We start from the raw sequence: 24,230 nt of genomic DNA on the forward strand, positions 1-24,230 counted from the left end.
TTATGCAAATAGATGAGCTATACAGTATTTACCTGCAGCACCCACAAATAGAAACCGATACCCGAAAAATTTCCAGGGATTGTATTTTTTTTGCCTTAAAAGGGCCAAATTTTAATGGCAACCGGTTTGTTCAGCAGGCTTTAGAAAAAGGCGCATCCTACTGCATTGCCGATGAAGATACCGGCATTAAAGATGAAAGGATAATTTTGGTTGATAACGCACTCGAAACTTTACAATTATTAGCAAAAAAACACAGGCAAAGTTTTTCCATACCGTTTATTGCCATTACCGGTTCCAATGGTAAAACCACCAGCAAAGAATTGGTTTCCGCAGTGCTGTCTTCTACCTATTGCTGTTATACAACACAAGGTAACCTCAATAACCATATTGGCGTACCACTTACCCTACTAAAAATTAAAAAAGATGCAGCAATTGCCGTTATAGAAATGGGCGCCAACCACCTGTATGAAATTGAAAGTTATTGCCAATATGCTATGCCCACCCATGGGCTTATTACCAATTGCGGCAAAGCACACCTTGAAGGGTTTGGCAGTGTAGAAAATATTAAAAAAGCAAAGGGTGAATTATTTGATTATTTAAAAGCAAACAATGGCACAGCATTTATTTTAACCCAAACCGGTTACTTAGATAACATGAGTAAGGGCATTAAACACATTATTACTTATGGTGCAGCAGATGCAGATTATACAGCAATAGCATTAAACAACAATACTTCACTTTTACAATTAAAAATTACAAAAGGCATTTCAGAAGAATTGATACAAACACAATTAGTAGGCAGCTATAACCTGCCCAATGTATTGGCAGCTATTTGCATAGGCAAAACTTTTGATGTGCCCGATAAAAAAATAAAAACCGCTATAGAAAATTATGCGCCATCAAACAGCCGGTCGCAGCTTATAGAAAAAAATGGAAACAAAATAATTTTAGATGCCTATAATGCCAATCCCAGCAGCATGTCTCTCGCTATAGAAAATTTTGCCGGCTTAACCGGTAATAAAGTATTAATAATTGGCAGCATGATGGAGCTTGGCCATGCAGCAGATGAGGAACACGATAAAATAATAGAGCTCATTAAAAAATATACATGGAAGGCCGTAGCTTTAACCGGAAATGGTTTCAAGAATTTTCCTGCCCATTTTTTTCATTTCACTAATGCCGAAGAAACTGCCGAATGGTATCAAAAACAACTTTTTACAAATTGCCTGGTTTTAATTAAAGGCTCCCGGAGTATGCAAATGGAAAAACTGTTGGATTGATTTTTTAAAACGCATAATAGCTTGTACATTTGCAACCCATTAAAGTTGTCATGGAGACGTGTCCGAGTGGTTGAAGGAGCACGCCTGGAAAGTGTGTATACGGGAAACTGTATCAAGGGTTCGAATCCCTTCGTCTCCGCTCTTTTTCTTATTTATTTGGATTTACCGCAATAACAGCACCGTTCCTTTTTTCATTATTTTTTTACCGGTAAAAGTTGTTCCTGAAGCCATCCATATATAGGCACCTGCAGGCTGGTCTAAAAATTTATACCTGCCGTTCCATCCTTCATCGGGGTTGGTAGTGCTAAAAATCAATTGGCCATACCGGTTATAAATAACGAAGTAATCAAAAGATTTCAACCCAATGAGTTTCCCTCTTAAAATATCGTTTCTGCCATCTTCATTTGGTGTAAATGCATTGGGCATATAAATATCCGGGCCTTTGTAAATTTTGATATTTATTGTATCTCTGCTTTCGCAGCCGCTTGGTGTAAATGCCCTTAAATAATATATTTTATCAATTGTATTTATAGCAACAGGATTGGCAATATTAGTATTACTCAAGCCCGACGAAGGGCTCCATTCATAACTCAACCCACCACTAGCCTGCAGCCGTATGGGCTGGCTGGGAGCAGCAATAGTGTCGTTTCCGGCAAAAGCATCAGTTCCATAAATATTAATATTACGTTGTACTGTTGCAGTTTTACATCCTTCTGTACTCATAGCATACAATTTTACAGGATAAGCTCCATTAGCCGTATAAGTATGCAGCATAGGGTTACCGGTTGCTAAGGCACTGCCATCGCCAAAATTCCAATACCATTCTGTAATACCAATATTGGTTCCTGATTCTGCTGCGGTAAAATATGCCGGGCTCCACTTACAGGTATCTTTAAATTGCATACTGATTTGAGGGATGGTTTTTACTACAAAAGTTCCGGTGGCAGGCAATGAAATGCAATTTGCATTACTAGTTACAACCAGTTCAATTGTATTTGTACCCTGAGGAAAAGAAGCGGTAGGATTTTGTGCGGTACTGAAAACCCCACTGTTTTGCATCCAACTCCAGGCTACAACTGTTCCACCTGCAACAATAGAAGTATCGGTAAAGCTTATATTGGTATTGCTGCAAGATGAACTGCCAGTGATAAAACCTGCAACAGGTAAGGCGGCAATATTAATTGTTGAGTACAAAGTATCACTTTGGCATCCTTTATTGTTCCAAACTACAAGCTTTATATTTTTTATTCCGGCTGTATTGTACAATGTTCCCGGGTTTTGAAGGGAAGAAAACTGCCCATTCCCTAAATCCCACCACCAGTTGCTTATTACCAGGCCATCAGTTGTATACGATGAGTCGAAAAGTTGTACTGTTGCAGACTGGCAACCTGCAAATTGCTTTAAAGCGGCCCTTGGTTTATCTACCACAAAAACCATTTTTTGAATGGAGCCGCTGCAACCTGTATTTCCAATAGTGGATGCAAAAAACAATACCTGGTGTGCCCCGGGAATAGTAAAAGTATAAGATGCATTAGTACCGCTTAAAACAGGTATTCCGCCTTCATCAACAGAATAATTCCAGTACAATACCGGATCAGCAGAGGTAATGATGCCTGTAAATTGAGTGGCAGTGCCCAGGCAAACAGAATCGGTAAAAGTAAAATCTACCTGTGGCCGGCTATAAATTTTTATCGGTTTTATTAAAGTATCTGAGCTGCAACCCAAATCGGTTTTAATAACCAGCTTAATTTGTTTTATTCCACTGGTATTATAAATGGTCGTTGGGTTTTGTATGGTAGCGGCCGGGCCTGCATTATCTAAATTCCAATACCAGCTATTTACATTACCAAATGCATTAGCATAAGCGCCGGTAAATTGGATATTATTAAATGTGCAACTATCGTTAAAAGAAAAATCGGGTACCGGCTTGCTGCCAATTACTATATGTTGTGTATTAGTTTCCTCACAACCATCAGCAGCTTTTACTTTTTGGGTAACAGTATAATTTCCCGGGGCAGTGTAAATATGAATGGGGTTTGTATTAATGGAATCTATATTGGAGCCATCACCAAAATCCCAGAAAATTTTTGCAATAGTGGTAAATGAAACTGTATTATCAAAAAATTGAACCGGCTCATTTACACATTTTGTTTGTGTGGGTAAAAAATTCCAGGATGGAGTGAGGGTTGTACAAAAGCTTTGTAAATTATACTCTGCTCCTGTAGAACCCGTAAACCCCCAAAACACCAGTGGGTTGCCTCCAAATGAAGTGTTTACTAAATCGTTTACCACACTTACCCTTAATACATTATCGAAATAAGCGCTTATTGTTTTGGTAACAGCATCCCAGGAAATCCTAAGGGTATGGTTTGCACCATCTTCAATATTTACATTGGTTGCTGATGCCTGAACCGGGCCAGCCAGGTTATTGGCGCTGGAATGGTTAAGGTCGCCGTTGCGTTGAATTGCTATATGATCATAAGAAGGATCATTATCGGAGCTGGAGTTTTGATAGGTATCTAAAGTAATACCAATAGAGGGTACAATACCCTGAAAACCAAGGCCACTGCCCGAAGAGCCTACGCTGGAACTAATGGGCTGCATTACAAATGCCATTCCATCTGCACCGGGGCTATTCATATTACCGAGGTAAACATCAAAAACAAAATCAAATGAGTTACTAAGGTCTATCCTGTTATTATTCCATACAGATCCGCTTTGTGTAGCCGCTGCACTGGTTAAGGTATAACAGCGGCAATTTACCTGTTGTGCATTTCCGTTTACGGTATATTGGGCGGTTAAGTTAAATGCACAACATAAACTCAACAGGAAGCTTATAACAAGGTTTCTCATAACATCTGATGCTTTTGCAGAATTTTAAGAAAGGCGATTTTTAAAAATACGAATAAACCTATGTATTAGATAACATTCAATAAGAATAATCAATTGCTCTTTGAAATTTGTTTTTGCTGAATATATTTTTTAATTGATGTGGTTGCTGCAATATAGCCCGCTTCCATTATGGCATCAACCTGCTTCAGGTTAAAGAGTTGAACATTACTCAACCCTTCGGGCATAATAAAAATATTGGCATCATTAAAATAGGGTTCTTCGAGGTTGTACATTAATACATGAAAAACACGGTTTACCACACTCATAGTGGTTTTCAATTCTTTTTTGGTAACGGTTTTTAAAGGGCTTACATAAGAGCCAATAATAAAATCGCATTTGGGTTTTAGGATACCTATGGGATAATTATTGGTAATTCCCCCGTCGGTATAAAGTTGGTTATTGAATTCTACCGGGGCAAAAATGCCGGGAAAAGCGGCTGATGCCATTATGGCTTTTATGAGTTGGCCCTGGGTAATTATTTCTCCTTTTCCGGTAAGCAGGTTGGTTGTGGCTAAATATAATTTGCTTTTAAGGCATGAAAAATTATCTATTTCGAAGCAATGCTCAAGGTATTTATGAAAAACAAGTGGGTTAATAAAGCCGGGCATTTTTCTTGCATAGTTCTTATAAGAAAAAAGGTTTACCTTTTTAAAAAAATCTACCATGGCGCCTGTAGATAAACCAGCTGCATAAAAAGAGCCTACTATAGCGCCCATACTGGTACCACTCACATGCGACGCATGGATATTAAATTCTTCCATAGCTTTAATAACGCCAATATGGGCAATGCCCCTGGCGCCGCCGCCGGATAGTACAAGGCCACAGTTGTTATATTCTATTTGCATTTTACTTCAATTATTCCCATAGTAAAAGAGGCTGCTCCTAAAATTGAAACAGCCTCCTTTCAAATAAAAATAGTTTAGTACTTACCAGCCTTTTTTTGCTACACCATCTTTAATGGCTTCTAATGCCCGGGCTTCGGCAAGCATCGTTGTCATTTTGTTTCCTTTTCCATCATGGCCCTGGGCCATATAACCGCCACGGGATGTTTTGGTTATTACGGCATCTTGCATGGGTACATTTTTTTCCTTTGTTTTCATGCAATAAGCTGTTAACATTTTAGACATGGTATTTCAGATTTTTAATTACAATTTGGGGTTAACGGCCACAAACTAAAAAAAATATTTTTCCCCCCCAAAATAAATACTCAAAAGCTGTTCACATTGTGTTGATTACGCATCTATTTTGGCATATTTGGCATGGGTTTCTATAAATTCACGCCTTGGGGGCACTTCATCGCCCATTAACATGCTGAAAACCCTATCGGCTTCGGCCGCACTTTCCAGTGTTACCTGTTTTAAAGTTCTGGTAGCCGGGTTCATAGTGGTTTCCCAAAGTTGCTCGGCGTTCATTTCTCCAAGGCCTTTATAGCGCTGTATATTTACACTATCATCTTTGCCCTGGCCCAACTGCTTTACCAGGCTTTTACGCTCTTCATCGTTCCAGGCATATTCCTGCTCTTTTCCTTTTTTTACTAAATATAGTGGCGGCTGTGCAATGTAAACATAGCCTTGTTCCACCAATGCCTTCATATATCGAAAAACAAAAGTGAGGATTAAGGTTGCAATATGGCTGCCATCCACATCCGCATCGGTCATAATAATAAGTTTATGATAGCGGAGCTTTGACAAATCAAGCGCTTTTGCATCTTCCGGCGTTCCTATTTTTACGCCTAATGCCGTAAACATATTTCTAATTTCTTCATTATCGTAAATTTTATGTTCCATGGCTTTTTCTACGTTAAGGATTTTACCCCTTAATGGAAGTATGGCCTGGTAACTCCTGTCTCTTCCCTGCTTTGCGGTTCCGCCTGCGGAATCTCCTTCTACTAAAAACAGTTCACATTTTCCGGGGTCTTTTTCGGAGCAATCTGCCAGCTTTCCTGGTAAACCGCCGCCGGTAAGCACGCTTTTGCGCTGCACCATTTCCCTTGCTCTCTTTGCAGCAGCCCTTGCCTGGGCTGCAAGTATTACTTTTTGTATGATGGTTTTTGCGTCTCTTGGATTTTCTTCAAGGTAGGCTTCCAATACACGGCTAAGGGTAGTATCTACAACACCCATTACATCGCTGTTGCCCAACTTTGTTTTGGTTTGTCCCTCAAACTGAGGCTCTGGCACTTTTACTGATATTACGGCCGTAATACCTTCTCTAAAATCATCTCCTTCAATGTTTACTTTGGCTTTATCAAACATGCCCTGCTTATCTCCGTAATTTTTAAAAACACGGGTAATGCTCCTGCGAAAGCCCGCAACATGCGTTCCGCCTTCAATGGTATTAATATTATTTACATAGCTGAAAATATGCTCCTGGTAACCTGCATTATATTGCATAGCAACTTCTACCGTTACATTGCTTGAAGCATCGAGGCCATTACAATAAATTACGGTAGGTATCAATGATATGCGGTTGGCATTTTTATCAATGATGGTTACAAATTCGCTTATGCCGCCATCGCTAAAAAAAGTTTTGCTGTAAGATTTACCTTCTTCATCTACTTCACGCAAATCACTAATGGTTATTGTAATTTGCTTGTTTAAGTAAGACAATTCCCTCAGCCTTCCTTCTAAAATATCTTTATTGTATTCCGAAACAATAAAAATACTGGTGTCGGGCCAAAAACGAACCAGGGTGCCGGTATTATCACTGTTGCCAATTTCCCTCACTTCGTATTGAGGGATACCGGTGTGGTATTCCTGCTCAAAAACTTTCCCTTCTCTTTGTACCGTTACATGCAGTTTTGAACTCAAAGCATTTACACAACTTACACCTACACCATGTAACCCGCCGGAAACCTTATAAGTATCTTTATCAAACTTTCCACCGGCATGCAGCACTGTCATTACCAGTTCCAATGCCGATTTTTTTTCTTTGCTGTTGATACCAGTTGGTATCCCACGGCCATCATCCTGAACGGAAATGGAATTATCTTCATGAATTGTTACTGAGATATTTTTACAATAACCAGCCAGGGCTTCATCAATAGAATTATCTACCACTTCATATACCAGGTGGTGGAGACCCTTAACGCTGATATCGCCAATATACATAGCCGGCCTTTTTCTTACCGCTTCAAGGCCTTCTAAAACCTGTATACTATCGGCTCCGTAATTGCTTTTTGATGGGGTAGATTTGGGTTTTGTTGATGTAGACATCTCTGCTGTTTCTGTACTCATAATTTGGGATGAAATTGCTCGTAAACTATCGTAGGTTACATTCCTGCAAATATACAGTAAATCAGCCGTTTTACTGCTTCAATAAACGTTAATTATCACCAAGCTAAAACAAAATTGTGACTAACTTTTTTATTGAAATCCATGAGATAATTGCACTTATTACTTTGTTCTGCCTACCGTAATATTGGTTTATGTAAAATAGAAATTTCTTCCTATATTTGCATCGAAATTTTTCAATGAATATTCATTCTGACATATTAACGCTTGCCAACAAGTATCCCCTGATGCTTAATGAGGTTGAAAAGTTGCAAACAATTGAAAGGATAATACCCGGTTCGGTAACTTACTCAATTCACCGGTATAAGAAAAACCCCCAGTGGTCGGTTGAAGATGTGGGGATGCTGAGCTATAATTTCGAGAAAACCAATCCCGAAGCCAATTCTATAGAACTCAAGTTTTGCATTAGTGGAAATATTTACTGCCATAAAAAGCAAACTGAGTGTGATTTTTGCCAGTTGAACGGCAGTAAAAATTGTGTGGAAAAAACGGATAGCATTGATGTATTAAGCTTTAGTTTTTCACCTGTTTATTTACAACAGTTTACTAAAGCCAATAATGATCCACAAAGCTTAAGCGATAATGTTTTGGCTTTTAAGCACAATACCTCATTTAGCAAAACGGTACCTCTTTGCGGTAAAACACGGCTGGTAATAGAAGCGCTATTAAACCATACCTACACCGATACGTTGGCTAATATTTTTATAAATGCCCAAACACAAATTTTGCTTTTATACAGCATGGATTGTATTTTGGGAGATAAAGAAGAAACCGGGTTTAATTGCAAGTTTTTAGCCAATGAAGCAGACCGTGAAAAAATAATAAAGGCCCGTGAAATTTTATTGCAGCATATTGGCGAACCCATTACTATTAAGGCGCTAAGCCGCAAAGTGGCTATAAATGAATGTTACCTCAAAAAAGGTTTTAAAGAAATTTTTGGCACAACCATTTTTGATTTTTACCAGGGCCAAAGAATGGAACACGCTAAATATTTGCTGTACGATAAAGGCCTTAGCGTTACGGAAGTGTCTATGCTGCTGGGTTATTCATCTATCTCTCATTTTAGCACGGCGTTTAAAAAGCATACCGGTTTAAAGCCCTGCGAATTGTTGCTTTCAAAAAATTAATTTTTTATGATAGGCTCTTTCCTGTTCAACCCGTTTTTATTAAAATGAGAACGGGAGTAAGACTACCCCCGTTTTACCCTAATAAAACCCTAAACCAGCAAAAAATGTGTATTTCAATAAAATAATATTATTCTGTTAAAGTGCCGTCTTCTGCAATCAATACCTGTTTTTCTTTTCCTTCGGCATTAATTTTTACATTAAAGTATGGGTTCAGTTCCCCTACTTCCATTTTTTTCACTTCTTTAATTTCGGCGCCATTAAATTTTAATTCAATAGTTGATTTTACAACTTCCGGGATATTGGTAAGTTCAAAGTTGATTGCCGATTTTACAAAACTACCGTCTTCTTTATATTCCACAGTTTGTTTCAACGCCTCCGGGTTTTTGTATGAAACAATATAATTACCCAATAAATTTTTATTCCACTTTTTATCGGTTACCTCTCCTAAAGAGGCAAATCTTGCGTCAAAGGCTGCATCTACTTTTGAGGGTGGTGATACCACTTTAACAACAGCCGCTTTTTTCTTTATTGGCTTGGATTTTTTTGTTTGTGCAACGGCTGTACTAAGTGTAAGCAGGCTTGCAATAATAAGTACCAGGTTTTTCATTCAACTTTAGTTTTAATTAATAAATCTATTTACTACAATAAAATGCCAATATTATGCCAACTGTTATATTTGTGGAAAATTGGGTAAAAAATAGAAAAATGGCCATAATGATTTGTAACCTACAAGATTAAAATTTGTTAAAGCCCTTCTTAAAGCATTTTAACAATTAGCGGTAAAAGCCGAAAAACAGTACCTTTGCAGCCTTATTTTATTGAATTTAACAGCAACCATACATGCCAGCCAGGTACAAAGAATATCAACAGCTTAATTTGCCAAAAATAGGCTCGGAACAACTTACGAAGTGGAACGAAAATGCGGCTTTTACAAAAAGTATTGAGCTTAGGGAAAACAGGCCTGCCTTTGTTTTTTATGAAGGCCCACCCAGCGCTAATGGAATGCCCGGCATTCACCATATTATTTCCCGAACGTTAAAAGACCTGGTTTGCCGCTACAAAACCATGCAAAATTTCCAGGTAACCCGTAAAGGTGGCTGGGATACGCATGGCCTGCCCGTAGAATTGGGTGTAGAAAAATTATTGGGCATAACCAAAGAAGATATTGGCAAAAAAATTTCAATAGCCGATTACAACAACACCTGCCGAAAAGAGGTTTTAAAATATAAAGACAAGTGGGACGATATTACCCAAAAAATGGGCTATTGGGTTGACCTTAAAAATCCGTATATCACTTTTGAAAATAATTACATTGAAACCCTTTGGTGGTGTTTAAAAGAGCTTTACAAAAAAGGGTATTTATACCAAAGCGTAAGCATTCAACCCTATTCGCCTGCTGCTGGCACCGGGCTTAGCTCACACGAACTTAACCAGCCCGGAACCTATAAAGATGTAAAGGATACCAGCGCAACGGTAATGTTTAAAGTAGCTGATAGTAGAAAATTGAATATTGAAAATGTTAATGGCGATATTTATTTCATGGCATGGACCACAACGCCATGGACGCTTCCTTCAAACCTTGGATTAACTGTAGGGCCAAAGATTGATTATGTGCTGGTACAAACATTTAACCCGTATACTTTTTTGCCCATTAATGTAATATTGGCTAAAGCATTGCTGCCAAAATATTTTAAAGCAGAAGCAGAAAACGGTGATTTCAATGCATTTAAAGAAACCGACAAAATTATTCCCTGGAAAATTTTAAAAGAATTAAAAGGAAAAAATTTAGACGGTACTCTATATGAACAACTCCTCCCATTTGAAGCAAACAGCCTGGAAAAAATACAGGAAATAACCCCGGGTGCACAACCCTTCAGGGTGTTATTGGGAGATTTTGTTACCACCGAAGATGGTACAGGCATTGTACATACAGCGCCTGCATTTGGCGCCGATGATTTTAAGGTTGGCCAAAAAAACAACCTCGGTATTTTAACCCTTGTAGACAAAGAAGGAAAATTTATTGATGGCGTGGGTGAATTTAGCAGCCGCTATGTAAAAGATTATAAAAATGAACCGGGCTATATTGATGTGAATATAGACATTAGCGTAAAACTTAAAAAAGAAAACCGGGCTTTTAAAGTTGAAAAATACGAACATAATTATCCGCATTGCTGGCGAACCGATAAACCCGTAATTTATTATCCGCTGGATGCATGGTTTATTAAAACCACGGCCGCCAAAGAAAGGATGATAGAATTGAACAATACCATCAACTGGAAACCTGCAAGCACCGGCACGGGCCGCTTTGGTAACTGGCTGGAAAATATAGTAGACTGGAACCTGAGCCGTAGCCGTTTCTGGGGCACGCCATTACCTATTTGGAGAACGGAAGAAGGAAACGAAGAAAAATGTATTGGCAGCGTAGAAGAATTAAAAAGCGAAATACAAAAAGCCTCGGCAAAGCTGGGCAACCATATCAACACGCAATATTTACACGATGGTATTTTAGATTTACACAAACCTTATGTGGATGATATTATACTGGTAAGTGATACAGGCACACCCATGAAACGTGTACCCGACCTGGTAGACGTATGGTTCGACAGTGGCGCCATGCCTTATGCACAATGGCATTACCCCTTTGAAAACAAAGAAATTTTTCAGCTAAATTTTCCTGCAGATTTTATAGCCGAAGGGGTTGACCAAACAAGGGGTTGGTTTTATACTTTGCATGTATTAGGCGCATTGCTCTTTGATAGCGTTGCTTACAAAACTGTGGTGAGCAATGGGCTTGTATTGGATAAAAACGGCAACAAAATGAGTAAACGCCTGGGCAATGTGGTTGACCCATTTGCCATTATTGATAAATACGGAGCCGATGCAGCAAGATGGTACCTCATTACCAATGCTTCGCCATGGGACAGTTTAAAGTTTGATGAAGAAGGCATAAAAGAAGTGCAACGCAAATTTTTTGGTACACTTTACAACACCTACCAGTTTTTTGCCTTATATGCCAATGTAGATGGTTTTAACTTCACAGAAAAATATATCCCTGTAAATGAAAGGCCGGAAATTGACCAATGGATTTTATCGTGCCTAAACAGCCTAATAAAAACCGTTTCAGAAAATTTTGATGCTTATGAGCCAACGCAAGCCGGCAGGGCAATTGAAGAATTTACTGACAGCCTGTTGAGCAACTGGTACGTAAGGCTTTGCCGCAGGCGGTTTTGGAAAGGCGAATATGAGCTAGATAAAATTTGCGCCTACCAAACCCTTTACGAATGCCTGGAAACATTAAGCAGACTTATAGCTCCGGTAGCGCCTTTCTTTGCCGATTGGATGTTTAACAACTTAAACGAAGTAACCCATATGCACCATGAGCAATCGGTACACCATACCCTTTTTCCTGTAGTAAATGAAAATGTAATACAGCCCCTGCTGGAAAAAAGGATGCAACTTGCCCAGGATGCTTCCTCATTAATTTTATCGCTCCGCAAAAAAGAAAATATCAAAGTAAGGCAACCCCTTCAAAAGGCATTTATTTCTGCAATGGATGCAGCAATGGCAAAAAATATTGGCCTGGTAGCAAATATCATTAAAACTGAAACCAATATCCGGGCTATTGACATACTTGAAGCCGGAAATAACTTTATACAAAAAAAGGCAAAGGCCAATTTTAAAACCCTGGGTAAAAAACTTGGATCTAAAATGAAATGGGCAGCCGATGAAATTGCCAATTTTAGTAATACGGAAATTGAAAAAGTTCAGTCAGGTACAATGGTACTTAATACAGAAGCAGTAAAAGCCGGCGAAGAAGCTATAATAATTTCAGAAGAGGACCTGGAAATAACTACTAATGCTATTCCAGGGTACAAAATTGCTACAAAAGGCTCATTAACAGTAGCTTTAGATATTAACATATCAGATGTTTTGAAAAAAGAAGGAGAAGCCAGAGAATTTGTAAACCGCATTCAAAACCTAAGAAAAGACAGTAACTTTAGCTTAACCGACAGAATAAAAGTACAGGTATCTCAAAATGAGACAATGCAGCACTCCCTAATGGAATTTAAAGACTATATTTGCGGCGAAATTTTAGCAGATACACTGGACTTTGTACCCACAATTTCCAATGGCACTCAAATAGAAGTGAATGATATTCTTTTAAATGTGAACATTTCAAAAAAATAGAAGCTTATGGCAACAAAAAAACCTGCAGCTAAAAAGGTAGCAAAGAAAGTAGCAAATCCGGTTGCTAAAAAAGTAGCCGCTAAAGCTCCGGCTAAAAAAGCAGCTAAACCAGTTGCTAAAAAAGTAACCGTTAAAGCTCCTGTAAAAAAAGTAGCTAAACCGGTAGCTAAGAAAACCATTGCCCCAAAACAAGTAAAAGCTGCTGTGAAACCCGTAGCTAAAAAAGTAGTTAGCATTGCCCCTGCAAAAAAAACAATTAAGCCCGAGGTTAAAAAACCGGTAGCTAAAGTTGTGGAAAAATCGCCAAAACATACCGTAGTGGCGGCAAAACCACCCAAGCCACACATTTCGCCAAAAGCAGTAGCAAAAAATCCAAAGGATATTAAAGTATTGCCACCTAAACCCGTGGTATTACCTAAAATAAATACTAAATCGTCGAGGAAATACCAGCCCGATTTTACAAAGTCTATTTTAGACCCAGCTAAAGGATTTGATTTAGGTGCACCTATTGTTCGCTATAGCGATACAGACCTTTCTGAATTCAGGGATTTGATACAACGTAAACTGGAAGCCGCCAAAAAAGAATTAAACTATCTACAAGGCCTTATTACCCGTAAAGATGATATGGGCGGAGACGAAACCGACAACCGCTACATGACCATGGAAGACGGAAGCCTAAGCATGGAAAGGGAACAACTAAGCCAAATGGCAAGCCGTCAAATAACTTTTATTGACCACCTGGAAAAAGCATTAATGCGTATTGAAAATAAAACTTACGGAATTTGCAGAATTACAGGCAAGCTTATAGACAAAGCAAGGCTTAGAGCAGTGCCTCATGCAACGCTAAGTATTGAAGCCAAAATGGGACAAGTAAAATAACCAACCTGATTTTTATAAATTGATGGGGAATTGCCAAATGCGGTTCCCTATTTTTATTTTACCTCCTGCATATCCACCAGCTTTTTATACACTCCGTTGCCAGCAATTAATGCTTCATGGGTGCCCCGTTCGGCAATAACGCCCTTTTGCAATACAATTATTTCATCGGCATGGCGTATTGTACTTAACCTATGGGCAATAACAATAGAAGTACGGTGGCTCATTAAATTATTTATTGCATCCTGCACCAACCTTTCGCTTTCAGTATCCAAAGATGAAGTGGCTTCATCTAAAATTAAAATGGGTGGGTTTTTTAGTACCGCCCTTGCAATCGTTAAGCGTTGCCTTTCGCCGCCACTTAACTTCATACCACGGTCACCAATATTTTCCTGGTAACCTTTTTCTTTTCTCAAAATAAATTCGTGGGCATTAGCAATAGCTGCCGCTTTCTCAATTTGTTCCGGCGTAGCGCCTTTCATTCCCAAAGCAATATTTTCGGCAATGCTGCTATTAAAAAGAATGGGCTCCTGTGTAACAATGCTTATAAAATTTCGTAACGATTGCAACGAATAATCTTTTATATTAACGCCATCAATAAGTATTTTACCACTGCTTACATCATGAAACCGGGGAATAAGATCGGCAAGGGTAGATTTACCGGCGCCGCTACTGCCCACCAATGCAATGGTTTGCCCTTTTTTAATAGTAAGGTTTATATTTTGCAGGATGTTTACATCTTCGTATTTAAACCCAACATTTTTAAACTCAATCTGATGTTTAAAATCTTCCATAACCAGTCCATTAAGGTTATCATCAACAACAATTGGTGCGTTCATTATTTCTTCAATTCGGTCTGCGGCAGCTGCTCCTTTACGCATATTGGTAAATAAAGTAGAGAGCGATTTTGCGGGGTTTATAATCATATAAAAAAGCCCGAGGTAACCTAAAAAAGCTGCGCCATCCAAATCTATTTGTTCGCCAAGCACCAGGTAACCGCCATACCCCAAAATGGCGCAAAACAAAGCAATACCAAGTACTTCACTTAAAGGAGAAGCCAGGTCTCTTCTCTGTGAAATAAAGTTCCTGCTGGCCAGCAACTCATTATTTTGCTGGTTAAACTTTTGCCGCAATAATTTTTCTGCATTAAAAGCCTTAATTACCCTTAAGCCACCAATGGTTTCATCAATGGTGCTCATTACTTCCCCATATTTTATGGCAAGCACACCTGACTGGTGCTTGAGGGTTTTTGAAATTCGGCCAATTACAAAACCCATAACGGGAATCAACAATAATAAAAACAAAGTAAGTTGTGCGCTTATAAAAAACAATGTAGCCAGGGTAAAAATAATAGTAAGCGGCTCCCTTATCCACCCTTCTACCGTGCCTACAATAGAAACTTCCACTTCTGATAAATCGGTAGAAAACCTGCTGATAATATCCCCTTTTCTTTTTTCCGTAAAAAACCCAATAGGCAAGGCAAGCACACGGTTATAAATATCTTCCCTCATATCATTTACTACCCTGTTCTTTAACGGGTTTAAAATATAAAACGAAAGGTATAAAAAAAGATTTTTTAAAATAATAAACAACATCATTAACACACAAATAATACCCAGTGTAGAAAGCTTTCCTTTACTGGCAATGGATTGCATGAGCCAATTATTTATAAACTGTATGGCTGCGTTTGAACTGCCTTTAGAAAGTGGGCTGCAGGCAACACATTGCGGATCGGGATTGGTAAAAATCAATTGTAAAAAAGGCATTAACATACCTATGGAAACAATTGAAAAAATTATACTCAACAGTATAAAAAGAAAATACAATACTATTTTACCCTTGTAAGGTTTTAAATACCCAAAAATCCTGGAATATTTCTTCATCTTTACAAAATCTGTATATAAACGGCAAAGTAACTAATTTTACAAAGATTAACACAAATGAATATGATAGAGGGAAAAAGACAAAAGCAGGTTGCTGCCGTATTGGAAAAAGAGCTAAACGATATTTTTCAACGCCTTAGCCTTTCTATGTTAAACGGTGGAATGGTTTCTATTGCATCGGTAAAAATTACCCCCGACCTTTTTGATGCACGTGTGTACCTGAGTTTTTATAAAATTGAAAACCCCGAAAATGCACTACAAACTATAAAAGACAGGGCGTGGGAAATTAAAAAAGAACTTTCTGCAAGGGTGCGCCACCAGCTAAGAAGTATGCCGCAGTTGAATTTCTTTTGGGATGATACTCTGGAATATGTGGAAAAAATGGAGAAGCTGTTTAAAGAAATCAAGAAACAAGATGGCAAGGAGTAAAATATATTAACGCCTGCACATGTATTTTAAATTTGCCTGGAGATATTTTAGGGCTAAAAAATCTGCCAATGCCATAAATATTATTGCATGGGTAACCACTGGCGTAATAGCTTTTGCCACATGTTGCCAGGTGCTGGTGTTAAGTGTTTTCAATGGGTTTGAAGGATTGGTAAAATCGCTTTACTCCACTTTTTACAGTGATGTAAAAATAGTGCCCCAAAAAGGGAAAACATTTTTATTGCCTGCCAATAAAATAAAGGCAATAAAAGACCTTGCTTTTGTTTACAATTTTTCTCTTATTGCCGAAGACAAGGCACTACTGCAAAATGAAGAAGCCAAAACACCCGTTATTATTAAAGGCGTTGACAGCAACTATAAAAAAATAAGTGGTGTACCGCAAAAATTAAGTTCTGGAATTTTTTCTATTGGCACAGCAGATAACCCAGGCCTCATAGTGGGCTATGGGGTACAAAATGCCGCCAATATTGTGGTGGACTCTGTTTTTGCTGCTTCAACCGTTACGGTTATCCTCCCCAAAAAATATATTAAAGGCAACGACCCTTTGGCATCTATAAGCGAAGGCAATGCAAAGGCAAAAGGCGTTTTTGCCATACAACAGGAATTTGATAATAACTATGCCCTTACCAATATTGATTTTGTAAAGCAGCAAATGAATTTTAAGGCCGATGAATTTTCGGCCATTGAAATAAAATTAAAAACGGGAACAAAGGAAAATGAAGCAAAAGGAAAATTGCAAAATATTTTGGGCAATAGTTTCTTAGTGCAAACCCGTTACGAGCAAAACACCGGGTTGTACAACAGCATGCGCCTGGAAAAATGGGCCATATTTGCCGTACTTACTTTAATATTGGTTATTGCCGCCTTTAATATGATTAGCGCTATTACCATGCTGGTTTTGGAAAAGAAAAAAGACATCAGCATATTGCGAAGCCTGGGCAGTACCAGGGCTTTTATACAAAAAATTTTTTTAAGCGAAGGCATTTTATTGGGAATTATTGGCGCAGGCATTGGCATATTTTTGGCAACGGTTATTTGCCTGCTGCAAATAAAATTTCATATTATTAAACTGCAGGGCGGTTCTTTTTTAATAGATTACTTCCCGGTAAAACTCCTGGCTGCTGATTTTCTGCTAGTGGCAGCTACAGCCTTATTCATTGCGCTAATAGCAGCATGGTATCCTTCGGTAAAAGCATCAAAGCAACCGATAGCCCTTAAATAAAAAAAACCGGCTTTGCCGGGAAAATATTTTTTGTTAACTGTGAGGCTGTATTAATTCTCGAACCTGATTTCCTGCAACCATTGTTTGTCGCCTTTATTCTTCATAAAAAAAGTTGTCCTGAACTTTGCATTTTTCGTTTCCAGTGTGCCAATGCAATATTCCGAGCCCCCTTTTTCACCCTGGTGCAACACCTTAAATGAGACCACCGGGTTGCTGTAAAAAAAGTCTTTTAAAATCATTTCTGCCTGGCTTTTACTGTAAGTACTGGATTTCCCAGGCAAAACCATTTCTACACTATTATCAAAATATTTTGCTACCGATGCTGCATCACCATTATTTATAGAACGTACCACATCCAGCAAACTTGTGGAAACTGTAAATGCAGTAAGCATCAAAAAAAGGACAGAAATAAATAATGAGCGTTTCATATGTTTTAATTTCCGTTGTTTAAAAAAGGCTAAAAGCGTGCCAAATAGCCCATAACTAAAAGTTATATTATTGATAACGGAAATATGCTTATGATATTGGATGCAAATCAATAGTTTTGTAAACTATTTTAAGTGTTATATAAACTGTTTTAAATGAACGACAAGAAAATAATTTTAATTATTATGGATGGCTGGGGACTTGGAAAAATTAAAAAAAGCGATGCTATTCAACATGCAAAAGTGCCATTTGTTGATTCTTTATATAATCAATATCCCAATAATACACTTGTTGCCTGTGGCCAGGCAGTAGGGCTGCCCGATGGCCAAATGGGCAATAGCGAAGTAGGGCATTTAAACCTTGGCGCCGGCCGCATTGTTTACCAGGAGTTGGAAAGGGTAAACCAGGCAATAAAAACCGGTGAACTCCAAAATAATCCTCAAATTTTAGCAGCAATAAACTATGCACAACAAAACAATAGAAAACTCCACCTGCTGGGCCTTTTAAGCGATGGCGGTGTGCATTCCCATATCCATCACTTAAAAGCCATAGTATCGGTATGTGCACAAAAAAAATTACAAAATGTGTTTGTGCATGCATTTACTGATGGCAGGGATACCGATCCAAAAAGCGGGATGGGATTTATAGGCGATTTACAAAATCATTTAAATAAAACAACAGGAAAAATTGCTTCGGTAACCGGAAGATATTTTGCCATGGACAGGGATAAAAGATGGGAGCGCATAAAAATTGCTTATGAAGCTTTGGTAAACGGTACCGGTGCTGCAAGCAATAATATTTTAGAAAGCATACTGGCTTCTTACCAAAGCAATGTTACCGATGAGTTTATAATGCCCATTATAAATACCGCCTGCAATGGTAAAATTGAAGCCCATGATGCCGTAATATGTTTTAATTTTCGTACCGACCGTTGCCGGGAAATTACACAAGTGCTCACACAAAAAGATATGCCGGAGTACCAAATGAAAACTTTGCCGCTCCAGTATACTACCATGACGGTTTACGACCATACTTTTAAAAATGTTAATACCGTTTTTCAAAACGATGATTTAAAGCAAACGCTGGGAGAAGTATTATCCGCAGCCGGTAAAACACAATTAAGAATTGCCGAAACAGAAAAATATCCGCATGTAAGTTTTTTCTTTAGTGGCGGAAGGGAAGTACCTTTTGAAGGAGAAAAAAGAATAATGATACCATCGCCCAAAGTGGCAACATACGATTTACAACCACAAATGAGTGCGCCGGAAGTAACAGAAGCCGTGTTAAAAGAAATCAACAATAATCCACCCGATTTTATTTGCCTCAACTTTGCCAATGCAGATATGGTGGGGCATACCGGTGTATGGCCTGCCATTATTAAAGCGGTGGAAACAGTGGACCATTGTGTAGCACAGGTTGTAAAAGCTGCTTTAGAAAAAGATTATTGTATTTTTCTTACGGCCGACCATGGCAATGCCGATTTTGCCATTAATGAAGATGGCTCACCCAATACCGCACATACATTAAACTTAGTGCCTCTTTTTGTAATAGATAAAAACTGGAAAGGAAACGTTCAGCCAGGTAAATTAGGCGATATTGCCCCAAGCATTTTAACCATGATGGATATTCCTGTACCTGCAGCAATGACAGGAAATGTTTTAGTAAAATAATAAATTAGCTTTCCTGCTAGAGTTATAAATTTAATAATAAATAATATTATTATCTATATTTTTCTTTTTATCAATCTTTAATATTCGTTTCTGTATCGTTTAATTGAAATAGTACCATGCAGCATATCGTATGGTATTTATGTCTAACTTTAGGGTGTAGCAATCCAAAAAAATTTATGACCATAGAGCAAATGCTTTCAGGATGCATTGCCAACAATGCTGCGGCACAGGAAGCGCTTTATCACCGCTTCAGTCCTAAAATGCTGGGAGTATGTTACCGCTTTGCCAAAAACCGGGAAGATGCAGAAGACATGCTCCAGGAAGGTTTTATAAAAGTATTTATGCAAATACAGCAGTTTAGGGGCGAGGGTTCGCTGGAGGGATGGATACGCCGCATTGTGGTACACACCTGCATCAATATCCTTAAAAAGAACAAAAAATTTAACGAAAGCGTGGATATAATCCATGCAAACGGATTAATGGGTAAAGATGATTTTATTCCTTCTATTATCCAGGCAAAACAAGTTGTGGAATGTATCAGGGCTTTACCACTGGGGTATAAAACAGTGTTGAATTTATATGCACTAGAAGGGTTTTCTCATAAAGAAATAGGTGAAATATTAGATATAGAAGAAAGTACCAGCCGCAGCCAGTACACCCGTGCCAGGATAATGCTGGAAGATATGCTGGTGAAGAAAAATATCATTCATAAAAATACCATAAAATTAAAAGCACTTAGAGCCGTGCAATAGTGCTTTTGCATTACCGGTTATAACGCTTAATGTGAAGATGGAAAAGAAATTTTATAACGAAGATTTTGAACAGTTCCTAAGAGAGAGTGTAGAAAGCTTTCAGATGTTTCCCTCAAGGAAGGTTTGGTATGGAATTTATAACGACCTCCATCCGTCCAAAAAATGGCCTTCGCTGGCAATTACTTTATTACTGGTTTCTGCCGTTTTATTCTTAGGCATTTCCAACAATAATTCTATAAACAGGGATACACAAAAAAAATCGGCAACACTATTGCGTCCTCAACACAAAAACACTAAAGACCATAATAGCAGCCCGTTAATTGCAGCAATAAATAATCAAAAAAACATTTTCTACATTTCCCAAAACCCTATTACTGAAAATAGGGTTACCATTAAAGATCAATTGCCACAACAACAGCAAGGCAACGTATTTGCAACATCCGGAAATGCAACTGCAACCCTACTTGTTGAAATTCCACAGCAATTAGAAACAGGAGCCATACTTGCCCCTATGGCAGAAAGAAATACCCAGACTATAGTATTATTAAAAGAAACAGGCGCTACAACAAATACACGGGCACAATCTGCCGAAACTGCTGAAGAAGATAACGAAATCATCGGCAATAATTTTGTCTCAGCAAATATTGAAACCCAGCAAACAAGCTTGGCCAATTTACCCTTGCAGCAAAATGTAAAAAAACCTTTGGCAGAAAAAACATACGCTTTGCAAAAAGAAGAAGACCGTAAATGGGTGGAAAACTATGCTTTTTATAATAAGCCTGCACAAAAAAGATGGAAATCCAGGTCGTTACTTTCTTTTTATATAACTCCATCTGTTGGGTTCAGGACTTTTGAAGCAAAAAACAATTTACAGCCAAGCAATTCTTCAATTACGGTTAACAACAATAGCTTTAACCGGGATATTAAAGATTACATCAGCCAGGCTTCTGCCGTAAACCTTGAAGTAGGCTCCATGCTTCTTTACAGCCTTTCAAAAAATATTAGAATAAAAGCTGGCTTGCAGTTTAATTTCAGCAACTATTTATCTTTTGCAGAGCAGCTATCCCACACTACACAAACTACGTTATTGTTAAAAACCGACAATGGACAAATTGATGAAGTGCCGGTTACTACTATGTATAAAAACAATTACAGCAACCCTTATGCACTAAGCAGAATCAATAATAAATCCCTCCAGTTATCTGTACCCATTGGCGCCGAATATAAAGTAGCCGGTAACAAAAAACTTAAATGGTACACTGGCGCAACCATACAACCTACTTTAATTACAGGTGGCAATGCTTATGCCATTTCTGCCGATAAAAGGTATTATGCTGAGTACTCATCTTTATTGCGTAAATTAAATGTAAATACGGCTGTTGAAACCTATTTAAGTTATACAACTGCTAATGGTGCATCGGTAATTGTGGGCCCGCAGGTAAGGTACCAGTTGTTTTCCAGCTACATCAACCGTTACCTCTACTCCGAAAAAAGGTACAATGTGGGTATTAAAATCGGCTTTACTACAAATTTTTAATTCTTTTAAGCAGCTATCGGCAAAGCTTTGTGCTTAATTTTGCAAAAAAGTTTTATGAAATATTGGAATTTACCAGTTGCATCAACCTGCATCTTATTGGTATCCTGTTTGCAACAACAAGCGCCAAAAATAATTTCTGTAACAGCAGATTCAACTACTGCCACTATAAAACCAGCAAAAAAAGACAGTAACTACTTTCCCGTAACGGCCTACCTTAAAGGGCAAATTGCCTCCATCAAATCGGGGAATATAAATCCGTTGCAAGTAGTAAAGCAAGGCGCCAAAACAGATTCATCATGGCTTAAAACAGCCCAGTTGGAAGAAAGCTTAAGCGAATTTTTAACGCCAGAAATTGATACCGTAAATATGAAGGCGCTTTTTTCTCAAAATTCTTTCCTTGATCAAACCATTAATGCCTTCACCTTTACCTACGACCCAATAGTTGCTTTGCCAGATAGTATAGCATTTAAGCATTGGGATGTATATATTGACCCTGAAAAATCAACGGTAAGCAAAGTATATTTAATAAAAAATAAAGATGGAGGAAAACGCCTATTGCAATTAACCTGGCGCAATAACAGCTCTGCAAAAATTGTAAGTATTCTCAACAAGCCCGATGGCAGCAGCGCAATAGAAAAAGAAACTACCATTACCTGGAACTTTAATTAGGATGAAACCTGTAGAATATTCTAAAATATCAGGGAGCATACCAACGGCGCCGGGCATCTATAAATATTTTGATGTCAATGGTAAATTAATGTATGTAGGCAAGGCCAAAAATTTAAGAAAAAGAGTGAGTAGCTATTTTGTTAAAAACAAAACAAGTTATAAAACCATAGAGCTGGTTCGCCGCATACACAAAATTGAATTTACTATTGTAAACAATGAACAGGATGCTTTTTTGCTGGAAAACTCCCTCATAAAAGAATACCAGCCCATTTTTAACATCAACCTCAAAGACGATAAAACTTACCCTTTTATAGTGGTTAAAAAAGAACCCTTCCCCAGGGTTTTTTTTACCCGTAAAAAAATTGCCGATGGCTCCACTTATTTTGGGCCCTATACTTCGGTAAGTAAAGTAAGGGAGTTGCTGGAATTAATTAAACAAAATATACCGCTACGTAACTGCAAGCTCAATTTAAACGAAAAAAATATTAAGGCCGGCAAGTTTAAAGTATGCCTGGAGTACCACCTGGGCAATTGCAAAGGCCCTTGCGAAGGCCTGCAAAGCGCCGAAGATTATGCCGAAGGTATTGCCCAACTGAGCCATTTACTAAAAGGAAACCTTCAACCGGTTTTTCATTATTTAAAAGAACAGGTAAAGCAACACAGCAATAATTTAGCTTATGAAAAAGCCGCTTATTATCAAAGTAAAATTAACGACCTTAAGAATTATCAATCTTCCTCTACCGTTGTAAATACCCGTACCGGAACCGTGGATGTATTTAGCATTATGGAAGAAGAAAACACGGTTTTTATAAATTACCTTGCCGTAAACAATGGTACAATTATTCAAACCAAAACCATTACCCTGCAAAAAAAGCTGGAAGAAACGCCGCAGGAAATTTTACCTTTAGCAATTGCCAGCCTAAGAAAAACTTTTGAAAGCGAAGCCAAAGAACTTATACTACCTTTTAATTTAGCGTATCCGGAAGAAGGAATAAAGATTACCACACCAAAAGCAGGCAATAAAAAAAAGTTGCTTGATTTATCTTTAAAAAACACACAGTTTTATATACAGGATTATAAAGCAAAAAAAGCATTGCAACTCATAGCGCCTACTCCAAATGATTCCCTGGGGTATTTAAAAGAACTGCAGCAAAACCTTTCCTTACCTGCATTACCGCTGCATATTGAATGTTTTGATAACTCCAATTTTCAGGGTAGTTACCCGGTTGCCGCAATGGTGTGTTTTAAAAATGGCTTACCAAGTAAAAACGATTACCGGCATTACAATATAAAATCGGTAAAAGGCATTAACGATTTTGCCTCAATGGCAGAAGTGGTTCACAGGCGTTATAAAAGATTATTGGCAGAGCAACAGGAACTTCCTCAACTGGTGATTATAGACGGTGGCAAAGGCCAGTTAAGCGCAGCATGGCAAAGCATAATGGAATTGGGTTTAACCGGTAAAATGACTTTAGTGGGCCTGGCAAAAAAACAAGAGGAAATTTTTTTTATTGCTGATAATGAACCCGTGCATTTACCCTGGGATAGCGAAAGCCTTAAACTGGTAAGGAGAATAAGAGATGAGGTACACAGGTTTGGTATAAGCTTTCATCGCAACAAAAGAAGTAAGGGCGCTTTTAATAATGAGCTGGATGGTATTAAAGGCATAGGCAAGCAAACCATTGATGCGTTATTGAAACACTTTAAATCTGTAAAAAAAATAAAAGCAGCTTCGCTGGAAGAGTTGAAGAAAATAACCGGCGCTGCAAAAGCTGCATTAATTAAAGAAAATAGTTAAAAAAAAAAGGGCCAGGATAGAAATCCAGCCCGTTTTTAAAATCCAATATCCTATGAAAAACCGATGTAAAAGTATAGGGGAATGGCATACCAAACAATACCCAATTTTAGGTATTTTATGAATATTTTACCTGCAAAAAATAAAAAATCCCCGAAAACGGGGAGTTTTAGTAA

The 24,230-nt window shown here is 38.1% G+C and carries 18 protein-coding genes and 1 tRNA gene; 12 read left to right on the forward strand and 7 right to left on the reverse strand.

Features of this window, described 5'->3' with window-relative positions; all coding sequences use genetic code 11:
* Nucleotides 1-2 precede the first annotated feature (2 nt).
* Both IPO46_05350 and IPO46_05355 read left to right on the forward strand, forming a co-directional pair.
* Nucleotides 3-1,280 (forward strand): UDP-N-acetylmuramoyl-tripeptide--D-alanyl-D-alanine ligase, encoded by a 1,278-nt coding sequence (locus IPO46_05350; protein QQS64011.1) that lies wholly within the window; start codon nt 3-5, stop codon nt 1,278-1,280.
* A 52-nt stretch (nt 1,281-1,332) separates the two neighbouring features.
* Nucleotides 1,333-1,419 (forward strand) — tRNA-Ser (locus IPO46_05355).
* 23 nt (nt 1,420-1,442) lie between these two features.
* Here IPO46_05355 and IPO46_05360 read toward each other — a convergent pair.
* The 4 genes from IPO46_05360 to gyrB all read right to left on the reverse strand — a co-directional run bounded on the left by IPO46_05360 (nt 1,443) and on the right by gyrB (nt 7,405).
* Nucleotides 1,443-4,133, reverse strand: a complete 2,691-nt coding sequence (locus tag IPO46_05360; protein ID QQS64012.1) for a PKD domain-containing protein — start codon at nt 4,131-4,133, stop codon at nt 1,443-1,445.
* An 89-nt stretch (nt 4,134-4,222) separates the two neighbouring features.
* Nucleotides 4,223-5,017 carry a patatin-like phospholipase family protein gene (locus tag IPO46_05365; GenBank protein ID QQS64013.1) on the reverse strand — a complete coding sequence of 265 codons (795 nt, stop codon included), beginning with the start codon at nt 5,015-5,017 and terminating at the stop codon, nt 4,223-4,225.
* Between the two features lie 81 nt (nt 5,018-5,098).
* The gene (locus IPO46_05370) at nt 5,099-5,299 is read right to left on the reverse strand and encodes a hypothetical protein (protein QQS64014.1); all 201 of its coding nucleotides are present in this window, start codon (nt 5,297-5,299) and stop codon (nt 5,099-5,101) included.
* Nucleotides 5,300-5,404: 105 nt separating this feature from the next.
* Nucleotides 5,405-7,405, reverse strand: a complete 2,001-nt coding sequence (gene gyrB, locus IPO46_05375) for a DNA topoisomerase (ATP-hydrolyzing) subunit B (GenBank protein ID QQS64015.1) — start codon at nt 7,403-7,405, stop codon at nt 5,405-5,407.
* Between the two features lie 236 nt (nt 7,406-7,641).
* Between gyrB and IPO46_05380 the strand changes: the two genes are divergently transcribed.
* A complete protein-coding gene (locus IPO46_05380; GenBank protein ID QQS64016.1) occupies nt 7,642-8,589 on the forward strand; it encodes a helix-turn-helix transcriptional regulator in 948 nt (315 codons plus the stop codon).
* Nucleotides 8,590-8,716: 127 nt separating this feature from the next.
* Here IPO46_05380 and IPO46_05385 read toward each other — a convergent pair whose 3' ends face one another.
* Nucleotides 8,717-9,196, reverse strand: coding sequence for a hypothetical protein (locus IPO46_05385; protein ID QQS64017.1), 480 nt, complete (start codon nt 9,194-9,196; stop codon nt 8,717-8,719).
* 233 nt (nt 9,197-9,429) lie between these two features.
* Between IPO46_05385 and IPO46_05390 the strand changes: the two genes are divergently transcribed.
* Nucleotides 9,430-12,777 carry an isoleucine--tRNA ligase gene (locus IPO46_05390; protein QQS64018.1) on the forward strand — a complete coding sequence of 1,116 codons (3,348 nt, stop codon included), beginning with the start codon at nt 9,430-9,432 and terminating at the stop codon, nt 12,775-12,777.
* 6 nt (nt 12,778-12,783) lie between these two features.
* Nucleotides 12,784-13,656, forward strand: coding sequence for a TraR/DksA C4-type zinc finger protein (locus IPO46_05395; GenBank protein ID QQS64019.1), 873 nt, complete (start codon nt 12,784-12,786; stop codon nt 13,654-13,656).
* Nucleotides 13,657-13,709: 53 nt separating this feature from the next.
* Here IPO46_05395 and IPO46_05400 read toward each other — a convergent pair whose 3' ends face one another.
* Complete coding sequence (locus IPO46_05400; protein QQS64020.1) at nt 13,710-15,536, reverse strand: ABC transporter ATP-binding protein; 1,827 nt, start codon at nt 15,534-15,536, stop codon at nt 13,710-13,712.
* A 63-nt stretch (nt 15,537-15,599) separates the two neighbouring features.
* Between IPO46_05400 and rbfA the strand changes: the two genes are divergently transcribed.
* Nucleotides 15,600-15,965: a 30S ribosome-binding factor RbfA gene (rbfA, locus tag IPO46_05405; GenBank protein QQS64323.1), complete on the forward strand. Its 366-nt coding sequence runs from the start codon at nt 15,600-15,602 to the stop codon at nt 15,963-15,965.
* A 19-nt stretch (nt 15,966-15,984) separates the two neighbouring features.
* On the forward strand, nt 15,985-17,205 hold the full coding sequence (locus IPO46_05410; GenBank protein ID QQS64021.1) for an ABC transporter permease: 1,221 nt from the start codon (nt 15,985-15,987) through the stop codon (nt 17,203-17,205).
* A gap of 50 nt (nt 17,206-17,255) precedes the next feature.
* On the opposite strand, the gene IPO46_05415 is transcribed toward IPO46_05410, so the two are convergent.
* A complete protein-coding gene (locus IPO46_05415; GenBank protein ID QQS64022.1) occupies nt 17,256-17,633 on the reverse strand; it encodes a DUF4783 domain-containing protein in 378 nt (125 codons plus the stop codon).
* 153 nt (nt 17,634-17,786) lie between these two features.
* Here IPO46_05415 and IPO46_05420 point away from each other — a divergent pair, with 153 nt between their 5' ends.
* The 5 genes from IPO46_05420 (at nt 17,787) to uvrC (ending at nt 24,057) form a co-directional block, all read left to right on the forward strand.
* A complete protein-coding gene (locus IPO46_05420; protein ID QQS64023.1) occupies nt 17,787-19,301 on the forward strand; it encodes a 2,3-bisphosphoglycerate-independent phosphoglycerate mutase in 1,515 nt (504 codons plus the stop codon).
* A gap of 176 nt (nt 19,302-19,477) precedes the next feature.
* A complete protein-coding gene (locus IPO46_05425) occupies nt 19,478-20,053 on the forward strand; it encodes a sigma-70 family RNA polymerase sigma factor (GenBank protein QQS64024.1) in 576 nt (191 codons plus the stop codon).
* A 37-nt stretch (nt 20,054-20,090) separates the two neighbouring features.
* On the forward strand, nt 20,091-21,590 hold the full coding sequence (locus IPO46_05430; GenBank protein ID QQS64025.1) for a hypothetical protein: 1,500 nt from the start codon (nt 20,091-20,093) through the stop codon (nt 21,588-21,590).
* A gap of 54 nt (nt 21,591-21,644) precedes the next feature.
* Entirely contained in the window at nt 21,645-22,259 is a 615-nt protein-coding gene (locus tag IPO46_05435) for a hypothetical protein (protein QQS64026.1), read from the forward strand.
* Between the two features lies 1 nt (nt 22,260).
* On the forward strand, nt 22,261-24,057 hold the full coding sequence (gene uvrC / locus IPO46_05440) for an excinuclease ABC subunit UvrC (GenBank protein QQS64027.1): 1,797 nt from the start codon (nt 22,261-22,263) through the stop codon (nt 24,055-24,057).
* The last annotated feature ends 173 nt before the right edge of the window (nt 24,058-24,230 follow it).

The sequence above is a fragment of the Chitinophagaceae bacterium genome (genome assembly GCA_016699815.1).
Classification (GTDB): Bacteria; Bacteroidota; Bacteroidia; order Chitinophagales; family Chitinophagaceae; genus Ferruginibacter.